This is a genomic window from Chromatiaceae bacterium (genome assembly GCA_016714645.1).
In the GTDB taxonomy this organism is placed as follows: domain Bacteria; phylum Pseudomonadota; class Gammaproteobacteria; order Chromatiales; family Chromatiaceae; genus M0108.
In genome coordinates, this window is sequence record JADKCI010000001.1 from 703,029 (window position 1) to 722,555 (window position 19,527).

15 protein-coding genes and 1 other RNA gene are annotated in these 19,527 nt (G+C 68.0%); all 16 read left to right on the plus strand.

Annotated elements, in window-relative coordinates; genetic code table 11:
- Positions 1 to 27 precede the first annotated feature (27 nt).
- The 16 genes from IPN92_03200 to murC all read left to right on the plus strand — a co-directional run bounded on the left by IPN92_03200 (position 28) and on the right by murC (position 19,521).
- On the plus strand, positions 28 to 537 hold the full coding sequence (locus IPN92_03200; GenBank protein ID MBK8637323.1) for a DUF4381 domain-containing protein: 510 nt from the start codon (positions 28 to 30) through the stop codon (positions 535 to 537).
- A complete protein-coding gene (locus tag IPN92_03205; GenBank protein MBK8637324.1) occupies positions 534 to 1,532 on the plus strand; it encodes a VWA domain-containing protein in 999 nt (332 codons plus the stop codon). Before IPN92_03200 ends, IPN92_03205 begins: the two co-directional genes overlap by 4 nt.
- Positions 1,522 to 3,684: a VWA domain-containing protein gene (locus IPN92_03210; protein ID MBK8637325.1), complete on the plus strand. Its 2,163-nt coding sequence runs from the start codon at positions 1,522 to 1,524 to the stop codon at positions 3,682 to 3,684. The genes IPN92_03205 and IPN92_03210 overlap by 11 nt, the downstream gene beginning before the upstream one ends.
- A 432-nt stretch (positions 3,685 to 4,116) precedes the next feature.
- Positions 4,117 to 6,021, plus strand: a complete 1,905-nt coding sequence (locus IPN92_03215) for a protein BatD (GenBank protein MBK8637326.1) — start codon at positions 4,117 to 4,119, stop codon at positions 6,019 to 6,021.
- 79 nt (positions 6,022 to 6,100) lie between these two features.
- An RNA gene (gene rnpB, locus IPN92_03220) (RNase P RNA component class A) lies at positions 6,101 to 6,477 on the plus strand.
- Positions 6,478 to 6,944: 467 nt separating this feature from the next.
- Positions 6,945 to 7,400 (plus strand): division/cell wall cluster transcriptional repressor MraZ, encoded by a 456-nt coding sequence (gene mraZ / locus IPN92_03225; protein MBK8637327.1) that lies wholly within the window; start codon positions 6,945 to 6,947, stop codon positions 7,398 to 7,400.
- A 16-nt stretch (positions 7,401 to 7,416) separates the two neighbouring features.
- A complete protein-coding gene (gene rsmH, locus IPN92_03230) occupies positions 7,417 to 8,352 on the plus strand; it encodes a 16S rRNA (cytosine(1402)-N(4))-methyltransferase RsmH (GenBank protein MBK8637328.1) in 936 nt (311 codons plus the stop codon).
- Positions 8,349 to 8,639: a cell division protein FtsL gene (gene ftsL / locus IPN92_03235; GenBank protein MBK8637329.1), complete on the plus strand. Its 291-nt coding sequence runs from the start codon at positions 8,349 to 8,351 to the stop codon at positions 8,637 to 8,639. Before rsmH ends, ftsL begins: the two co-directional genes overlap by 4 nt.
- Positions 8,626 to 10,386, plus strand: a complete 1,761-nt coding sequence (locus IPN92_03240; protein ID MBK8637330.1) for a penicillin-binding protein 2 — start codon at positions 8,626 to 8,628, stop codon at positions 10,384 to 10,386. The genes ftsL and IPN92_03240 overlap by 14 nt, the downstream gene beginning before the upstream one ends.
- Complete coding sequence (murE, locus tag IPN92_03245) at positions 10,383 to 11,960, plus strand: UDP-N-acetylmuramyl-tripeptide synthetase (protein MBK8637331.1); 1,578 nt, start codon at positions 10,383 to 10,385, stop codon at positions 11,958 to 11,960. Before IPN92_03240 ends, murE begins: the two co-directional genes overlap by 4 nt.
- Entirely contained in the window at positions 11,960 to 13,336 is a 1,377-nt protein-coding gene (locus IPN92_03250; GenBank protein MBK8637332.1) for a UDP-N-acetylmuramoyl-tripeptide--D-alanyl-D-alanine ligase, read from the plus strand. Before murE ends, IPN92_03250 begins: the two co-directional genes overlap by 1 nt.
- A 3-nt stretch (positions 13,337 to 13,339) precedes the next feature.
- Positions 13,340 to 14,422, plus strand: a complete 1,083-nt coding sequence (locus IPN92_03255; GenBank protein MBK8637333.1) for a phospho-N-acetylmuramoyl-pentapeptide-transferase — start codon at positions 13,340 to 13,342, stop codon at positions 14,420 to 14,422.
- On the plus strand, positions 14,422 to 15,807 hold the full coding sequence (locus IPN92_03260; GenBank protein MBK8637334.1) for a UDP-N-acetylmuramoyl-L-alanine--D-glutamate ligase: 1,386 nt from the start codon (positions 14,422 to 14,424) through the stop codon (positions 15,805 to 15,807). Before IPN92_03255 ends, IPN92_03260 begins: the two co-directional genes overlap by 1 nt.
- The gene (gene ftsW / locus IPN92_03265; GenBank protein MBK8637335.1) at positions 15,804 to 17,006 is read left to right on the plus strand and encodes a putative lipid II flippase FtsW; all 1,203 of its coding nucleotides are present in this window, start codon (positions 15,804 to 15,806) and stop codon (positions 17,004 to 17,006) included. Before IPN92_03260 ends, ftsW begins: the two co-directional genes overlap by 4 nt.
- Positions 16,991 to 18,070 carry an undecaprenyldiphospho-muramoylpentapeptide beta-N-acetylglucosaminyltransferase gene (gene murG, locus IPN92_03270; protein MBK8637336.1) on the plus strand — a complete coding sequence of 360 codons (1,080 nt, stop codon included), beginning with the start codon at positions 16,991 to 16,993 and terminating at the stop codon, positions 18,068 to 18,070. The genes ftsW and murG overlap by 16 nt, the downstream gene beginning before the upstream one ends.
- A 41-nt stretch (positions 18,071 to 18,111) precedes the next feature.
- A complete protein-coding gene (gene murC / locus IPN92_03275) occupies positions 18,112 to 19,521 on the plus strand; it encodes a UDP-N-acetylmuramate--L-alanine ligase (protein MBK8637337.1) in 1,410 nt (469 codons plus the stop codon).
- Positions 19,522 to 19,527: the final 6 nt, after the last annotated feature.

Below are 19,527 nucleotides of genomic sequence, written 5' to 3' on the forward strand. Positions count from 1 at the left end.
CCCGGAGGCGTGCCTCTGGCCAATGGCATGACTCCCGGTGCCCTGGGGGCCCCTGATCCCCTGGCCGAGCTTCGCGGTTATCACCTGCCCGATCCCGTTTCCTGGTGGCCGCCGGCCCCGGGCTGGTGGTTACTGGCCCTGCTGGGTCTGTCCCTCCTGGGCTTGCTGGCCGGGTGGCTGGTGCGGCGCCATCGGCGGGGGGCCGCGTCGCGCGCCGCCCAGGCCGAACTGGCGGCCATCCGTGCCGCCCTGGCCCAGGATGGCGATACCGCCGCCTGCGCCCGGGGCCTGTCACGCTTGCTGCGGCGCTTCGCCCTGGTCCGCTTTCCCCGCCGCGCGGTGGCGGGTTTGAGCGGCGAGGCCTGGCTGGCCTTTCTCGATGCCCAGGGGGGTGCCGGGCGCTTTCAGTCGGGGCCGGGGCGCCTGCTCCTGGATGCCCCCTACCGGCCGCCCCAGGACCTGCCCATCGCGGAACTGGCCGGCCTGGTCGAGGACTGGATTCGCCTCAACCAGCGCGCGGGGGGGCGGCGCTCATGATCATCTTGGCCTGGCCCTGGGCCCTGGCGGCCCTGCCTTTGCCCCTCCTGGCCCGCTTCCTGCCAGCGGTGGGGCCCGGGTCGGGAGCGGCCCTGCGCCTGCCTTCGCTCCAGGCCGCCGGGGCACTGGATCTGGGCGGCGCGCCCCGCCACCGCCGGCTCGGACTGATCCTGGCCTGGATCGCCTGGGCCCTGCTGGTGCTGGCCACGGCGCGTCCCGAATGGCTGGGCGATCCGGTCACCCTGCCCCTGGCCGGGCGTGACCTCATGCTGGCGGTGGATGTCTCCGGTTCTATGGAGAACGAAGATTATCTGCTCGGCGGTCGGCCGGCGAATCGGCTGGATGTGGTCAAGTCCGTGGCGGGGCCTTTCATCGAGCGCCGCCAGGGCGACCGGCTGGGGCTCATCCTCTTCGGCAGTCGCGCCTATCTGCAGACGCCCCTGACCCACGACCGCGCCACGGTCCAGGCCATGCTCGGGGAGTCAGTCATCGGTCTGGCCGGGCGGGAGACAGCCATCGGCGATGCCATCGGGCTGGCGGTGAAGCGCCTGCGGGACCGCGATGACGACAACCGGGTGCTTATCCTGCTCACCGACGGGACCCAAACCGCCGGGGCCCTGGCCCCCCTGGAGGCGGCCAAGCTCGCCGCCGAGGCCGGGGTGCGGGTCTATACGATCGGCATTGGCGGTGGCGCCCTAGGGGTCCAGACCCCCTTCGGTATGCTCCGCCGCCAGGCCAGCGATCTGGACCCGGCGACCCTGGAGGCTATCGCCAAGGCCACGGGGGGGCGCTATTTCCAGGCCACGGATACGGCCCAACTGGAGGCCATCTATGACGAACTGGACCGGTTGGAGCCGAGCGAGCGCGATGCCCGCACCTATCGCCCCCTGCGATCACTCTTTTTCTGGCCCGCGGGCGTGGCCTTGATGCTGGCGTTTCTGATCGCCCTTCTGGGCGTCGGGCGCAGCCGGGGGACTTCCCGAGATGCCCTTTGACCTCCATTTCCTACGCCCCCTCTGGTTTCTGGCCCTCTTGCCCCTGCCTTGGCTGCTATGGCGGCTGGCTCGCGCCAACCCCGGGGCCGAGGCCTGGCGCGGTCTGGTGGACGCCCACCTCCTGGCTCACCTGCTGGTGGAGGAGGGCGCCCGCGTGCGCCGTCTACCCCGGGTGTTGCTGACGCTGGGCTGGCTGCTGGGGGTGATGGCCCTGGCGGGTCCCGTCTGGGACCGGCTGCCCGAGCCCCTCTACCAGGCGCAGGCCCAGCGCGTCATCGTCCTCGACCTCTCGCCCGACATGGATGCCCAGGACCTGACCCCCTCGCGCCTGACGCGTGCCCGCTTCGAGATCCTGGACCTGCTCGCCGCGGCCGCCGAGGGCGAGACGGCCCTGCTGGCCTATGGGGCCGAGCCCTTCGTGGTCTCGCCCCTCACCCAGGATGCCGCCACCATCGCGGCCCAGGTCCCGGACCTGGAGACGGCCCTCCTGCCGGTGCGGGGTCCCAAGCGCACCGACCTGGCCCTGGAGGCGGCCGGCGAAATGCTCAAGCGCTCCGGCAGCCCCGAGGGGGACATCATCCTGGTGACGGCCGACCCCGAACGCCCGGAGGCGGTCCGGTCCCAGGTGGCCAGGCTGCGTGACCAGGGCTATCGCACCTCGGTCCTGGGCCTGGGGACCGAGAAGGGGGCCCCGGTGCCCCGGGCGGAGGGCGGATTTCAGGCCGATGCCCAAGGTGGCATCCGGCTGTCGCGGTTGCAGCCCGACCTGTTAGCGGAAATCGCTGCCGCGGGTGGCGGGCGCTATGTCCCCCTCGCCGCCGACGAAAGTGACACCCGCGCCCTGCTGCCGGAGGCCCGGCTTGATGTCACCGGTCGGGAGTTAGCGGCGGAGGCCCGTAAGGATATCCAGGCGGATCAGTGGCGCGAGGAGGGGCCCTGGCTCCTGCTGGCCCTGCTGCCCCTGGCGGCCCTGGCCTTTCGCCGTGGCTGGCTGAGCCCCCTGGTCCTGCTGGTCTTCTTCCTGCCGCCCCCCCCGGCGGAGGCCCTGGGCTGGGCGGATCTCTGGTGGCGCGCCGACCAGCAGGGCGCCCAGGCCCTGGCCGCCGGCGATCCCCATCAGGCCGCCGAACGCTTCAGTCGCCCGGACTGGCGCGCCGCGGCTCAGTACGAGTCGGGCGAGTACGACCAGACCCTGGAGACCCTGAAAGACCAGACGGGTGCCGAGGCCGCCTACAACCGCGGCAACGCTCTGGCCCGCGCCGGCAAGCTGGAAGAGGCTATCACGGAGTATGACCGGGCCCTGGTGGAGGCCCCGGGTCATGCCGATGCCCAGTACAACCGGGAACTGCTGCAGCGGCTGTGGGACCAGCAACCACCACCGCCGTCATCAGAGTCCGAGTCCAAGGAAGGCGATCAAGCCCAGGACGGGCAGGCGGGTGGCAATAGTCAGAATCAGGAGGGCAAGCAGGGTCAAAAGGGCCAGCAAGACCAGCAAGGTGATTCGGGCGGCCAGGACTCGCAAGATCAGCAAGATCCTCAAGGCCAGCAAGGCCCCGGAGATCCGCAAGATCAAAAAGGCCAGCCAGAGGGTCAGGCGGGGGGGCAAGACAGCCGCGGTCAAGGCCAGGATGCTCAGGGCGGTCAGCCCCAAGCCCAGGATCCTGCCAGCGCCAAGGGTCAGGCGGTAGCGGACCAGCGACAGGAGGGGGCGCCATCCGGGCCAGGGGACCCGCAAGAGTCTGAAGCTAGCCAAGAGGCACTGCAAGCGGGTCAGTCCGCCCAACCGAAGTCACCGGACGGCGACAAGCCAGGGGAGGGCGCGGCGGATGTCTCGCCGGAAGAAGCCAGCCCGGAGCCTCGCGGCCAGGATGATGCCCAGGCGTCCGCCGCGCCGAGTAACAAGGACGGCCCTCTGGGCCAGCAGCCGGATCAGGCCCGGCCGGGCGCCGAGCCCGGCAAGCATGACCTGCTCGGCGGCCAGGAGCCCGGACCCCCCCCTGGTGGCAAGCCCAATCCCCAGGCCCAGGCACCCGCGAGCGAGGGCGAACAGGCCATGGAGCATCAATTGCGCCGCGTCCTGGACGATCCGGGTGGCCTGCTGCGGCAGCGCTTTATGCTCCAGCATCTGCGTCGCCAGGGCCAGTTACCATGATGATGTCGAGCCGATGCTCAAGTTCTAGCCCCAGTTATACCCAGTGCTGGTTACTCCCCGGCATGCCGCGGGAGGCCGGGTGGGGGCTGGCGGGGGCGTCGACAGCAGGGATGCTGTCGTCAAGCCTACAGGTATGTATTCACGGCGTCCCCCGCCAGACACCACCCGGCCCGGGCAACTGAAAACCCGGGTGTGTTAGGTTATAACCCCGCTTGCACCCAAGCGCTCCAAGAGGTCGCGAACGTGAATCCGCAACCAACGCCTTATCACCGCGGCCATCCCGTGGTCGCCCGTCTCGGATGTGAGAGAGCTGGAGGCCATGCAGCCCCCGCTTGCCTAAGCCGGTATAACCTGCTTGCACTGGGGTGCGGCATCTTCCTGTTCCTCTGGACCTGGGCTGGTCAGGCTGCCGCCGCTGGGCTCGAGGCCAGTGTGGATCGTACTCGCCTGGTCGAGGGTGAATCCCTGCTCCTGACCCTCTCGGGTGCGGGCGATGTCTGGGGCACCCCGGATACCGGGCCTCTCACCCGTGATTTCGCGGTCCAGAATCAGGGCCAGGGCACTAGCACGGTCATGACCAACGGCCGGGTCACCACCACCCGGGAGTGGCGCCTGCTGCTGTCCCCTAAAGCCGTCGGCCGGCTGACCATCCCGGCCCTCAAACTGGGCGATCTGGAGAGCGTACCCATCCCCGTCGAGGTGCTGCCCGCATCCCAGGCCGCCCAGGTTGGCGAGGCGCCGGCCGCGCGGCTGGAGGCCGAGCTGGATCGCGATAGCGTCTATGTGCAAGGCCAGGCGGTCTATAGTCTGCGCGTCCTGCTGCGGCCCCAGGTTCAGAATGCGAGCCTGGAGGACCCCAAGGCCGAGGGTGTCCAATTCGAACGGCTGGGCGAGGACCGCGTCTCCGAAACCCAGCGTGACGGCCAGCGCTATCACGTCATTGAACGGCGCTATGCCCTCTTGCCGCAGCATAGTGGCGCGATCGAGATCCAGGCCCCGGTCCTGTCCGCCGCCGTGCCCGAGACCCGTCAGCGGGGGGGGCGGTCGGGTGGCTCGCCCGCGGGTTCACCTTTCGGACCTGGCGAAAGCCCCTTCGAGCGCTTTTTCGGCCGGGATCCCTTCGCGGACATGAATGGCCTGATTCCGCGCGCCCGACCCATTCAGGTGCGCGGTCCGACCCTGAGCCTGGACGTCAAGCCCCAGCCGGGCGGCGCCCCCTCGCCCTGGTTGCCCGCCGAGGATCTGCATCTGGCGGAGACCTGGACCCCGGACCCCTCCCAGGCCCGGGTCGGGGAACCCCTGACCCGCACGATAGCCATCACCGCCCAGGGCCTGAGCGCCACCCAACTCCCTGATCTGACCAGCGTCGTCCCGGAGGGGGTCAAGCTTTATCCCGATAAACCCAGAACCGAGACGCGTGCCGAGGGCGATACCCTGGTGGCGGTGAAGGAAATCAGGCAGGCCCTGGTGCCGGCGGTGGCGGGCAAGCTGATGCTGCCCGAGGTCCGGCTGGCCTGGTGGGATACGCGCAAAAATCAGGAGAAGGTGGCGGTGCTGCCGGAACGGATCCTGGAGGTTCAGGCCGCCACTGGTCCTGTTGGGGATCGGCCCAAGGGAGAAGGCCCCGCGCTAGTCGCCCCAGCCTCGGTGCCTGGCAAGGCCCCGGTCTCCGGGTCAGCCAGCCCAGCCGCGCCTACCGCGGCAAGGTCGGCGGAGGTCGAGCCCCTGCCCGCCGCCGGGCAGGCCGTGACGGCTGGGTCCCTGCCCGCCGGTTACTGGCCTTGGCTGGCCCTCGGGTTGGGTCTGGCATGGCTGCTGACCCTCCTCTTATGGTGGCGTGAGCGCCGTCGCCTTTCCGGTCCACGCCCTTTCCCGGAACTGGCGGAGGGGCGGTCAAGCGTCACTCTTGCCGCGGCCCTGGAGTCGGTCCGCGAGGCCTGCGACTCGGGCGATCCCCGGGCCGCCCGTACGGCCCTGCTGGCCTGGGGCCAGGCCTGCTGGCCCCATGACCCCCCGAAGCGGATCGAGATCCTCGCGGATCGGCTGGCGACTTGCTGCGAAGGTGGGGCGGGCGTGGGCGATGCCGCCAGCAGTCTCCGGCTGCTGGACCAAAGTCTCTATGCGCCCGGGGTCATGAGTTGGGATGGTCCCACCGCCTGGCGCTATCTCCAGCCGGTGCTGGGCGCGGTGGCGAAGGCGGTGCGGTCGGTAAGGGCGGCTGCGGACTCCTTGCCCGGCCTCTATACCAAATACCAAGAAGAGCTGAGCAGGGACGATCGACCCGGATCGGCACAGGATCGAGATGGGCGGCGAGGGCAAGGTAGGGGGAATTCCTGACCGAACCTCCATCCCCTGGGGCCTTGGCAGGGGGTTTCTCGCCCCGGGGATTCTGGGTTCCGTGCTATCCTGCAATCAGGGAGTCGGCCGGACAGTCGCCGCTCGCCCGCCTTGGCGTGCGTGGGGAGGAAAGTCCGGGCTCCAGAGGGCAGGGTGCCAGGTAACGCCTGGGGGGCGCGAGCCCACGGCAAGTGCCACAGAAAAGATACCGCCTCAATCCGCCTCGGCGGATCGGTAAGGGTGAAATGGTGCGGTAAGAGCGCACCGCGCCGACGGCGACGCCGGTGGCAGGGTAAACCCCACCCGGAGCAAGACCAAATAGGGGGGCGAGCGGCTTCGTGCCGCAACGTGCGGCCCGTGCGTGTCCCCGGGTAGGTCGCTTGAGGCGTGCGGTGACGCACGTCCTAGACGAATGACTGTCCACGACAGAACCCGGCTTACAGGCCGACTCCCTCCTTATTTCCCGCCTTGATGTCGCGTCCCGGGGCCAGTCCCGCTGGCGGTCCCGGCCCCCCTTGGCCGGTTGCTTGCCCAGAACCCAGCAGGGTCGCCCAGGCCCTTTTCCCGCCACTCCCGGTAAGCCCGGGGACGCGCAACTCCCACCAAAAACGCCCTTTCCTCGTTATTTATGGTGAATATAACCTATATATTAATAGGTTGAATCCATAACCTTATGATTCACATTAGCCCTTTTGGGGCCAGTCCCGTGGTGAATCGCCCGGGCTCCAATCGGCATCCTATTGATAATCCGCAATTCTTGTCCCAATGGTGCCCTAAGGGTAAAGATGCGCCCTAACTTGCTGACAGGCTGAAGGAAAGATGTGAACGCGGCTTGACGAGGGGAGCGCTCTTGCCTAGTATGAAGACGAAAGTGGAGTGAAGTGGATTAAAAGGGAGTAATTTCGTCACAAAGGGGGGCGGCTGTGTTTCGCGGGGTTTCTACCCTTAGTCTGGATCCCAAGGGCCGATTGGCCATGCCCGCCCGTTACCGGGAGCAGCTCCAGAATTGTTGCGCCTCGCATCTGGTAGTCACAATCGACCCCGATCGTTGCCTCCTGATCTACCCGGAACCCAACTGGAAGGAGATCGAGCGCAAGCTGGAGAAGCTGCCCTCCTTTAATCCCACGGCTCGGAAATTACAGCGGCTCTATATAGGCCATGCCCATGACGTGGATATGGATGCCCAGGGCCGGCTGCAATTGCCCACCGAATTGCGCCAGTTCGCGAATCTGGACAAGCGGGTGGCCTTGGTTGGACAGAGCAATAAGTTTGAACTGTGGGATGAGGACATCTGGGTGGCGCGCCGTGATCAATGGTTGAACGAAGAGGACCTGGCCCAACTCGAGTCCTCGCCCGAATTCGCTTCCCTTTCCATTTAATCCCTTTCTAAATCTCATGGGTATTCATGGGCATAGGCCTGTTTTGCTGGAGGAAAGCTTGGAGGCCCTGGCGATTCGTCCCAATGGGATCTATCTCGACGGCACTTTTGGCCGGGGCGGGCATGCGCGTGCCCTGCTGGCCCGGCTTGGGGCCACCGGACGCCTGCTCGTCCTGGATCGGGACCCGGAGGCCGTGGCCGTCGCACGCGCCCTGGCGGACCAGGACCCGCGCCTGGTGGTCGAGCAGGCCGCCTTCTCCGCGGCGGCGGCGGTCGCGCGGCGTCAGGGTTTGCTGGGCGCCATCGACGGCCTCCTGCTGGACATCGGCGTCTCCTCGCCCCAGTTGGACGAGGCCGGGCGCGGCTTCAGTTTCGCCGCCGCAGGTCCGCTGGATATGCGCATGGACAACAGCACCGGCGAGACGGCCGCCCAGTGGCTGGCGGGGGCCAAGGAGGCAGAGATCGCCCAGGTCCTCCACGAATATGGCGAAGAGCGCTTCAGCCGCCGCATCGCCGGCGCCCTGGTCGCCGCCCGGGCCGAGGCCCCCATCCTGACCACCCAGCGCCTGGCGAGCCTGGTGGCCGCGGCCGCCCCGACCCGCGAGCCGGGCAAGCACCCGGCGACCCGGACCTTCCAGGCCATCCGCATCCAGGTCAACCGCGAACTCGAGGAACTGCGTCTCTGTCTGGCCGGGGCGCGCGACCTGCTGGCCCTGGGCGGCCGCCTGGTGGTTATCAGCTTTCATTCCCTGGAGGACCGTATCGTCAAGCGCTTCATTCGCGACGAGGCCAGGGGCCAACAGTTTCCCCGGGGCGTTCCGGTCAGGGCCCAGGAGACCACCCCGTCCTGGCTGCGCCCGATCGGCAAGGCGATACATGCCTCCCCAGGCGAGGTCGCGACCAATCCGAGGGCGCGGAGTGCCGTGATGCGGGTCGCGGAGCGCTTGGCATGACCATACGGGATTTAATCTTTATTGCCCTGCTCGGCATGGCCGTGGTGGCCTCCGGGGTCGGGGTCGTGTACGCCAAATATCAAACACGAATCGAATTCATTGCGTTGCAGTCGCTCACCAAGGAAGTCCAGGGGCTGGAGGAGGAGTGGGGCGTGCTGCGACTGGAGGAGGCGGCGCTAGGTACCCACCCACGGGTGGAAACGGCGGCGCGGACGCGGCTGGATATGTTTATGCCGCGGGGGGTGGATGTCAGGACCATTGGGGGATTGGGTCATGTTCGGCACTGATTTGGTGAGGCGTAAACGCGACAGGAGCGGCAAGGGCCTCGCCTTCAATTTCAATAAGCGCAGCCTGGTGCTGCTGGGGTTTCTGGGCGCCTTGCTGGTGGCGGTGGTGGTAAGCGCCTTCCAGCGCCAGGTCCTGGAACGGGAATTCCTGCGGGAGGAGGGCGAGGCCCGCTATCTCCGTGACTGGGAGATCCCGGCGCGGCGCGGCATGATCCTGGACCGCAACGGCGAGCCCCTGGCGGTGAGTTCGCCCGTCGCCAGCGTCTGGACCGACCCTCGCAAACTCAAGGACTACCCCGAGGCGATGGGCGACTTGGCGGATGCCATGGGGATCGCTAGGAAGGACCTGAAGCAGCGGGTCGCGGATCGCCAGACCAAGGGCTTCATCTACCTCAAGCGGCGCATCGACCCCGATCAGGCCCAGGATGTGGAGCGGATCAAGGCGCAGTATCAGATCCATGAACTTGGTATGGAGACCGAGTACAAGCGCTTTTATCCGGGCGGGGAGATCTTCGGCCACATCATCGGCTTTACCGATGTGGATGATAAGGGCATCGAGGGTATGGAACTGGCCTTCAACGGCTGGCTGGGCGCCGAGCCCGGTCTGCGGCGGGTCATCAAGGATGGGCGCCAGCAACTGGTCGCGGAGGTGGAGCGGGTCCGCCCGCCGCGCCATGGCAAGGACCTGGAATTGAGCATCGACCGCCGCCTGCAATATCTCGCCTACCGGGAGTTGATGCGAACGGTCCGCGAGCACAAGGCCAAGTCCGCCTCGGCGGTGGTGTTGGATGTCCGCACCGGGGAGGTGCTGGCCATGGTCAACCAGCCGGCCTACAACCCTAACGGCGACAAGGCCGGTGACGAGAGTAGCCGCCGCAACCGTGCCGTGACCGATGTCATGGAGCCGGGCTCCACCATCAAACCCTTTGTCGTCGCCGCCGCCCTGGAACAGGGCCTGGTGACGCCGACCACGCCCATCGATACCAGTCCCGGCTCCCTCGCGGTGGGCAGTAATACGGTCAAGGACATCCACAACTATGGGCGCCTGGACACCACCTCCGTTATCACTAAGTCCAGCAACGTCGGTGTGGTCAAGATGGCCTTGCGCATGAAACGCGAGAGTCTCTGGACCCTCTACGACAAGGTGGGGTTCGGCCGGCCCACCGGCATTCAGTTCCCCGGCGAGGAGACCGGCCGCTTCCGCAACTACAAGCGCTGGTCCGATTTCGAGTATGCCACCCAGGCCTTTGGCTATGGCCTCTCGGTCACCCCCCTGCAACTGGCCCGGGCCTACTCGGTGCTGGCCGCTGATGGTGTCTTGCGGCCCATGAGTCTGCTCAAGGTGGATCAGGCACCGGCGGGCGAGCAGGTGTTGAGTGTCAAGACGGCGCAACAGGTCCGCGCCATGATGGAGACGGTGGTCTCCCCGAAGGGTACCGCTAAGCAGGCCATGATTGAGGGCTATGGCGTCGCCGGTAAGACGGGCACGGCCAAGAAGTCCTCCGGCCGGCGGGGTTATGCCGCGGGGCGTTATCAGGCCGTCTTCGCCGGCATGGCCCCGGCCAAGGATCCGCGCTTTGTCCTGGTGGTTATGGTCGATGAACCGAGCGCCGGCAAGTACTATGGCGGCCTGGTGGCGGCCCCCGCTTTCGCCCGTATCATGCAGGGCGCCCTGCGCCTCTTCAATGTGCCGCCGGACCACCCGGAGGTGAAGATGCTGATGGCCAGCACGGATCCGGCACGATGATGTCACGCCAGGGCCGGGACCTGGTCCCACGCTCCATCTGGCGCTTGAGCGACCTGCTCGCGGGCTTTGGCGCGGCCGATCTGGAGGCGGCACCGGAGGTGGCCATATCCGGTCTGGCCCTGGACAGCCGCCTCGTCCAGCCCGGCTGGCTCTTTCTCGCCGGTCACGGGGGACAGGGCCAGGGGCTCGCCGGCGTCGATCAGGCTCGGGCCCGGGGCGCGGCCGCGATCGCCGCCGAGCCTCATGGACCCTGGGACGCGGTGACCCTGGCCGGCCTCGGCGCCGCCCTAGGCCTGCCGGTCATCCCCGTGCCGGACCTGCGCCACCAGGCGAGCCGCCTGGCTGGTCGCTTCCTGGGTGAACCCAGCGCCCACCTCCAGGTCCTGGGCGTCACCGGCACCCACGGCAAGACCAGCATCACCCACTACCTGGCCCAGGCCCTGGCCAGTGACCTCCCCTGCGGTCTGATCAACCCCCTTGGGGTCGGCTTTCCCGACGACCTGGAGCCCGCCCGCCCTAAACTCCTGGACGCGGTGAGTCTCCAGGAGACTCTGGCCAGGCTGCGCGCGCGCGGCGCCCGGGCCGTAGCCCTGGCGGTGTCTGGCCAGGCCCTGGCCCAGGGCCGGACCAGGGGCCTGCACTTCAGCCATGCCATCTTCACCCAGGTTCGCCGAGATCATCTCGACCATCCAGGCCATCTGGCGGGCCAGGGTCCGGCCAGGCGCGGCCTGCGCCAGATCCCGGGGCTCGCCTGGGCCATCCTCAATCTCGACGCTCCCCTGAGCCCCCGCCTGCTCAAGGCCCTGGCTGGGGAGGTGCAAATCGGCGGCTACAGTCTGGAGGCCGCGCGGGCGATCCCCAGGGCCTGCACCCTCTGGGCCCGCCTGCGCGGCCTCGAACCCACCCCCGGGGGCATGCGGCTGGCCCTGGAGACCAGCGCTGGCGCGGCCAGCCTGGAGGTGGGGCTGATCGGTCGCCGCACCGCCGCCGCGGTCCTGGCGGTATTGCTGGTGCTGTTGTCCCGGGGCCTGGACTTGGAGCGGGCGCTTCGGACCCTGGCCCAGGTGCGCGGCGTGCCCGGGCGCCTGGAGCCCTTCGGTGGCCACCGCGCCCCCTGGGTGGTGGTGGACGCGGCCCATACCCCCCAGGCCCTGACGCGGGCCCTGCTCGACCTGCGGGCCCACGCCCAAGGCCGCTTGATCTGCGTCTTTGGCTGTGCGGGGGACCGTGATGCGGGCCAGCGACCCCAGATGGGCGCGGTGGCCGAACGCCTGGCGGACCAGGTACTCCTCACCGATGACAACCCGAGGCGCGAGGCGGGCGAGGCCATCATCGCCCAGATCCTGAGCGGCATGCGGCAGCCGGCGCGGGCGGTCATCGAGCCCCGGCGGGGCCTGGCCATCCGGCGCGCCATTGCCACCGCCGCCCGGGATGACCTGGTGCTGGTGGCGGGCCGGGGCCATGCCACCCGCCAGGATCGCGGGGACCGCCAGGTCCATTTCAGCGACCGCGCCCAAGTCCAGCAGGCCCTCGCCGAGCGGTGGGGGGCTCATTACCTGGAGGCCGCGGCATGATGGCCTCCGCCCTGCCCTGGACCCTGGGCCAGGCCGTCGCTCGGGTGGGCGGCCGCCTCCTGGGTGCCGACTGCGACTTTCGTGGCGTCGGTATCGACAGCCGCCAGGATCTGAGTGGCCGGCTCTTCGTGGCCCTGACCGGCGAGCGCCAGGATGGCCATGACTTCGCCGCCAGCGCCCGTGATCAGGGTGCCGCGGCCCTCATGGTCCAGCGACCCCTGGCCATCGATCTGCCGCAGTGGCAGGTGGCGGACACCCGACTGGCCCTCGGCCAACTCGCCGCCGCCCATCGCGACCGGTTCGCCGGCCGCGTCCTCGCCCTCACCGGCAGCAACGGCAAGACCACCACCAAGGAGATGCTCGCCGCCATCCTGGGCCAGGCGGGCCGGGTGCGGGCGACGCGGGGCAATCTGAACAACGACCTCGGCCTGCCCCTGACCCTGCTGGAGGCGGGCGACGAGGATTATCTGATCCTGGAGATGGGCGCCAACCATCCGGGAGAGATTGCCTACCTGACGGGCATTGCCCGCCCCGAGGTCGCGGCCATCACCAACGCCGGCCGCGCCCATCTGGAGGGCTTTGGCAGTCTGGAGGGGGTGGCGCGGGCCAAGGGCGAGATCGCCCAGGGGCTGCGCCAGGACGGCACCTTCATCTTTCCCGCTGACGCGCCCTGGACCGGGGTGTGGCGGGAACTGGCTGGCACCCGGACCTGCCTCGCCTGCGGTCCGGCTGAAGCGGCGGACCTGAGAGTCGATTTGACGGGGGTGCGAACGCGCTGGGATGAAGAGGGCTTCCGCACCTGCTTTCGGGTGACGGCTCCGGGCTTGGAACTCGATCTGGAACTGGCTCTGGCGGGTGCGCACAATGTGTGCAATGCCGTGGTGGCCCTGGCCATGGCCCAGGTTCTGGGAATCGCCCCCGAGGCCCTCCAGGCGGGCCTTGCCGCCATGCAGCCCGTCCCCGGGCGCCTGTTTCCATGCCAGATCCCTGGCGGACCCCGCCTTATCGATGATAGCTACAATGCTAATCCGGACTCGGTGGAGGCGGCCATTGCGGTCCTCATGGCCCTGCCTGGACGCCATATGCTGGTACTAGGGGACCTCGGCGAGTTGGGACCGGAAGCCCCAGCCTTGCATCATCGCCTGGGGCGGGCGGCCCGTAAGGCCGGAGTCGATGCACTCTATACGGTCGGCCTGCTCAGTGCCGAGGCGGCGGCGGGATTTGGCCCCGGGGCACGGCATTTCAACGATCAGGCGGAACTCATCGCCGTCCTGCGCCAGGCGCTGGCTGCGGATGACCTGGTGTTGGTTAAGGGCTCGCGACGCGCGGCCATGGACCGGGTGGTGGCGGCCCTCCGCGCCCCGGAGGAGGGCTGAGAGATGTTGCTCTACCTGACCGAATGGCTGAACCAGTTCAATAGCGGTTTCGGCGTCTTCCGCTACCTGACCCTGCGTGCCATTTTGGGGGTGCTGACCGCCCTGGCCATCTCCTTCATCCTGGGTCCGCCCATGATTCGCCGCCTGCGCCATTATAAGATTGGCCAGATGGTGCGGGATGACGGTCCCCAGTCGCACCTGTCCAAGGCGGGGACCCCGACCATGGGTGGGGCCCTCATGCTGGTGGCCGTGGGGATCGCCACCCTGATGTGGTCGAACCTGGCCAATGTCTATGTCTGGGTGGTGCTGCTGGTGACACTGGCCTTTGGCGCCATCGGCCTGGTGGATGACTACAAGAAACTGGTGCTGCGCAACCCCAGGGGTCTGGCGGCGCGTTATAAGTATTTCTGGCAGTCGGTGGTGGGGCTGATCGCCGCGGTCCTGCTCTTCTGGATCGCCAAGACGCCGGCGGAGACGGCCCTGCTCATCCCCTACCTCAAGGATGTCTCCGTGCAGCTTGGGCCCTGGTATATCCTGCTGACCTATCTGGTCATCGTCGGCTCCAGCAATGCGGTGAACCTGACGGATGGTCTGGACGGGCTGGCGGTCATGCCGGTGGTCCTGGTGATGGGGGCCCTGGGGGCCTTCGTTTATGCCTCGGGAAATATTAAGTTCGCCGAGTATCTGCTGATCCCCAGCGTCCCCGGGGTGGGCGAGGTGGTGGTCTTCTGCGCGGCCTTGGTCGGGGCGGGGCTGGGGTTCCTCTGGTTCAATACCTATCCCGCCCAAGTCTTCATGGGCGACGTCGGTGCCCTGGCCCTGGGCGCCGCCCTCGGGGTGGTAGCGGTGGTCGTCCGGCAGGAACTTGTGCTGCTCATCATGGGTGGCATCTTCGTCGCCGAGACCCTGTCGGTCATGCTCCAGGTCGCCTCCTTTAAGATGACGGGCAAGCGCATCTTCCGCATGGCGCCCCTGCACCATCACTTCGAGCTCAAGGGCTGGCCGGAGCCTCGGGTCATTGTGCGCTTCTGGATACTCACCGTCATTCTCGTCCTGGTGGGGCTTGCCAGCCTCAAGATCCGCTGATGAATAACTTCCTGCACGAACCGGGAGACGCCCCGGGGCATCCGGTCCAGCCCAAGACCCTGGTCTTGGGGCTTGGCAAGACGGGCCTGTCCTGCGCCCGCTATCTCCGCGCCCAGGGTGTGCCCGTGGCGGTCACCGACAGCCGGTCCCAGCCACCGGGTCTGGCGGCGGCCCGGGAGGAGATGCCGGACCTGCCGCTGTTCCTTGGCGACTTCGACGCGACGGCCCTGGTGGCAGCCGAACGCCTGGTCATCAGCCCGGGCATCGCCCTGGGCGACCCGCGCCTGGCGGTCGCACTGGCCCGCGGCGTCGAGGTGGTGGGGGATATCGAACTCTTCGCCCGCGCCGTCCAGGCCCCCCTCGTTGGTATCACCGGCTCCAATGGCAAAAGCACCGTCACCACCCTGGTCGGCGAGATGGCGCGGGCGAGTGGGCTGAGGACGGCGGTGGGTGGCAATTTGGGGGAGCCCGCCCTCGAACTGCTGGATCCCGCAGTGGAGCTGTATGTCCTGGAACTCTCGAGCTTCCAACTGGAGACGACTTGGTCGCTCCGACCACGGGTGGCCACGGTCCTGAACATCTCCGCCGATCACCTGGATCGTTATCCGAGCCTGGAGGCCTACGCTGCGACCAAGGCCAGTCTTCTGCGCGGCGCCGAGGTGGCCCTGCTCAACCGGGATGACCCCCGCGTCGTGGCCATGGCGGGGTTGGCGGGGCGGGATATCGGGTTTGGTCTGGGGGCGCCCCGGACGGAAGCGGATTATGGCCTGCTGGAGCGCGAGGGGGGGACCTGGCTGGCGCGGGGTGATGAGCCCCTGATGCGGACGGACGACATGCCACTGGCTGGTGGCCACAATCTGGCCAATGCCCTGGCGGCCCTGGCTTTAGGGGAGGTCTGTGGTCTGCCCCTGGCGCCCCGCCTGGCGGCGCTGCGGGTCTTCCCAGGTCTGGACCATCGGACCGTACTGGTGGCGGAGCGCCGGGGGGTGCGTTGGTTCGACGATTCCAAAGGCACTAATCCGGGGGCCACCGTGGCCGCCCTGCGGGGCCTGATCGACCCGGCGGCAACCGGCCGGGCCGTACTCATCGCCGGCGGTGATGGCAAGGGCGCTGACTTTGGCGAGCTGGCGGAGACTATCGGTCGCACCGCCCGCGCCCTTATCCTGATCGGCCGCGATGGTCCCCGGATCGAGGTCGCCGTCGCGGGCCGGGTCCCCACCCAAACGGCCCGGGATATGGCGGAGGCGGTGCGGCTGGCGGCAAGGGTTGCCCAGCCCGGAGATTCGGTATTGCTGTCACCGGCCTGCGCCAGTTTCGATATGTTCGACAATTATGAACAGCGTGGCCGCGTCTTCGTGTCGGCGGTGAAGGAGCTGGGGTCATGAGTGAACCATTGGCCAGCGACCAGGCCCTATCCCGCCGGCAACAGGCGCCCCGGCTGCCCGAGATGGACTGGACCCTGCTGATAGCCGCTGCGGCGCTGATCGGGTTGGGCTTTATCATGGTCGCCTCCGCCTCCATGCCCATCGCCGATCGCCAATTCCATGATCCCTTCCACTTCATCTGGCGCCATGCGGCCGCCCTGCTTTTGGCCCTGACCGCCGCCCTGGGGGTCCTGGCGGTGCCCATCCGCGCCTGGGAGCGAAACGGGACCCTGCTCTTTTTCGTGGGCATCCTCCTATTGGTGATGGTGCTCATCCCTGGCCTGGGGCGCAACGTCAATGGCGCCACCCGCTGGATACCCCTGGGGCCGATCAACCTCCAAAGCTCTGAGTTCATGAAATTCTTCGCCGTCATCTTCATCGCCGGGTATCTGGTGCGGCGGCGCGAGGAGGTTGAGACCCGATTTATGGGCTTTTTCAAGCCCATGGTGCTGATCGTCATCGCCGCCACCCTCATCATGGCGGAGCCCGACTTTGGCACCACGGTGGTGTTGATGGCGACTGTCATGGCGATGCTCTTTCTGGGGGGGGTGCCTATCGCCTACTTTGGCACCCTGGTTGGCGCCGTCGTCATGGCGGGCGTGGCCCTGGTGATCTCCTCGCCCTATCGGATGCAGCGGGTCATCTCCTATCGGGATCCCTGGGCGGACCCATTCGATACCGGCTTCCAGTTAAGTCAGGCCCTGATTGCCTTCGGGCGGGGGGAGTGGGCCGGGGTCGGGCTGGGTAACGGCATCCAAAAACAGTTTTATCTCCCCGAGGCGCACACCGACTTCATCATTGCCGTCGTCGGCGAGGAATTGGGACTGGCGGGGGTGCTACTGGTCCTGGTGGCCTTTGCCTTTATCGTCTGGCGCGCCTTTCGCATCGGCTTTCGCGCCCGGCGCGCGGGACGGCATTTCGAGGCCTATCTGGCCCAGGGTTTTGGTCTGGGCCTGGGTCTCCAGGGGCTCATCAATATCGGTGTCAACGTCGGCCTGCTGCCCACCAAGGGCCTGACCCTGCCCTTTATGAGCTATGGCAGCAACAGCCTCATCGTCGCCTGCATGATCATCGCCGTGCTGTTACGCATCGACATGGAAGCCAAGCGTGACCCAAGTTCAGAAACAACCGTGGGTAGGGTGTCATGGGTGCGCGCCTAGCCGTCATGGCCGGTGGGACCGGCGGTCATGTCTTCCCGGCCCTGGCGGTTGCCGAGTTGTTGCGGGACCAGGGCCAGGAGGTCTTCTGGATGGGTACCCGCCAGAAGATGGAGGCGCGGCTGGTGCCCGAGCATGGCTTTGAAATCGAATGGATCGGCATCGAGGGACTGCGCGGCAAGGGTGGGCTCGCCTTATTGACGGCCCCTTGGAAGCTGACGGTGGCCATGTCCCAGGCGGCCAGCATCCTGCGCCGCCGGCGTCCGGACCTGGTGCTGGGCATGGGGGGATTCGCCTCGGGCCCCGGCGGTCTCGTGGCTCGATTGCTGGGCATTCCCCTCATTATCCATGAGCAGAACCAGGTACCGGGCCTGACCAATCAGTGGCTGTCGCGGATCGCCCGCCGGGTCTTCCAGGCTTTTCCCAACAGCTTTCCCGTGAGCCGTGGGGCCGAGACCTGCGGTAATCCGGTGCGCCCCGAGATTAGTGCCCTGGCTGCCCCCGGAGAGCGCCTGGGCCCGCGCCAGGGTAGGACGCGCCTGCTGGTGGTCGGGGGTTCCCTGGGTGCCCAGGCCCTCAACGAGCAGGTCGCTCCCGCCGTGGCGCTGATGCCGCTGGGCGCCCGCCCCCTGATCCGCCACCAGGCCGGGGAGCGGACCCTGGCGGTCGCTCGTCAGGCTTACGCCAGCGCAGGGGTCGAGGCCGAGGTGACGCCCTTCATCCGCGATATGGCGGAGGCCTATGGCTGGGCGGATCTGGTAATATGTCGCGCCGGCGCCCTGACGGTGTCTGAACTGGCCGCCGCGGGGCTGGGCGCGATTCTGGTGCCCTACCCCTCGGCGGTGGACGATCATCAGACCGCGAACGCCGCCTACCTGGCGGGCCCTGGCGGGGCCGAGATTCTGCCCCAATCCCAACTCAACGCCGCGAGACTCGGCGCCATCCTGACCCGGCTCATCGGTGACCGCGCCCGTCTCCTGACCATGGCGGAGGCGGCCCGCGCCCAGGCCATGCCGGACGCCGCGAGACGTATCGCCGCTGCCTGCCTCGCCGAGATTGCCTCATGAATAACCCAACCCTTCCCTTGCCCGGGCATCATGCCGGTCGCATGGGCCGTATCCGTCGCCTGCACTTCATCGGTATCGGTGGCGCGGGCATGAGTGGTATCGCCGAGATCATGCTGGACCTGGGCTACGAGGTATCCGGCTCCGACAAGCGTGCCAACGCGGCGACCCAGCGGCTGGAGAAGCTGGGCGCCCGGGTTTTCATTGGCCACGCGGCGGAACAGGTCCAGGGGGTGGATGCCGTCGTCGTGTCCAGCGCCATCGACGAGGCCAACCCCGAGATCATCGCCGCGCGCGCGGTCCGCGCGCCCCTGGTGCGGCGCGCCGAGATGCTGGCGGAACTCATGCGCTTCTACTATGGAGTGGCGGTCGCCGGTACCCACGGCAAGACCACCACCACCAGTCTGGTGGCGAGCGTCTTGGCGGAGGGTGGCCTGGACCCCACCTTTGTTATTGGTGGCCTCCTGAACAGCGCTGGCGCCAACGCCAGGCTGGGCAGCCGTCACTACCTGGTGGCGGAGGCCGATGAGAGCGACGCATCCTTCCTCTATTTACAGCCCATGCTGTCGGTCATCACCAATATCGACGCCGACCACATGGTGACCTATGGCCATGACTTTGGCCGGCTACGCAATACCTTCATGGAGTTTCTGCACCATCTGCCCTTCTACGGGCTGGCGGTGCTTTGTATCGACGACAAGGAAGTGCGCGATCTGGTACCCGAGGTCCCGCGCCCCGTGCGGACCTATGGAACCCGGGCGGAGGCGGACGTGCGGGCCGAGCGGGTCCGCCAGGAAGGGCTGCGGATGTTTTTCGAGGTCCAGCATGCGGGCGGCCACTTCCCGGTGGAGCTCAACCTCCCTGGCCGCCACAATGTCCTCAATGCCCTGGCGGCGATCGCCGTGGGTCTGGAACTGGGGGTGCCGGTGGAGGCTATCCGCCGGGCCCTATCGGGTTTCCAGGGCATCGGCCGGCGCTTCGTGGTGAGCCAGGTCCAGGATGACGCGGGTCGTGGCCTGATCCTCATCGACGACTATGGCCATCACCCCCGCGAGGTGGCGGCGACCCTGGAGGCGGCGCGGCAGGGCTGGCCCGGCCGGCGACTGGTGCTGGTCTTCCAGCCCCATCGTTACAGCCGTACCCAGGAGCAGTTCGATGACTTCGTTCAGGTCCTGTCCGGGGTGGACCGCCTGGTGCTCTGCGAGGTCTATCCCGCCGGGGAGGCGCCCATCCCGGGGGCCGATGGCCGCGCCCTCAGTCGCGCCATCCGCGCCCGCGCCCAGGTCGATCCCGTCTTCTGCAAGGATCTCGGCGAGGTCCCCGGGGTACTGGGCCATCTCCTGGAGGACGGCGACCTGGTGCTGCTCTCCGGGGCGGGCGACATTGGCGGACTGGCCGCGCGCTTGCCCGGGATGCTGCGGCAGGGAGCTGGGGCTGATGATGTCCGGGATTAGGGCGCG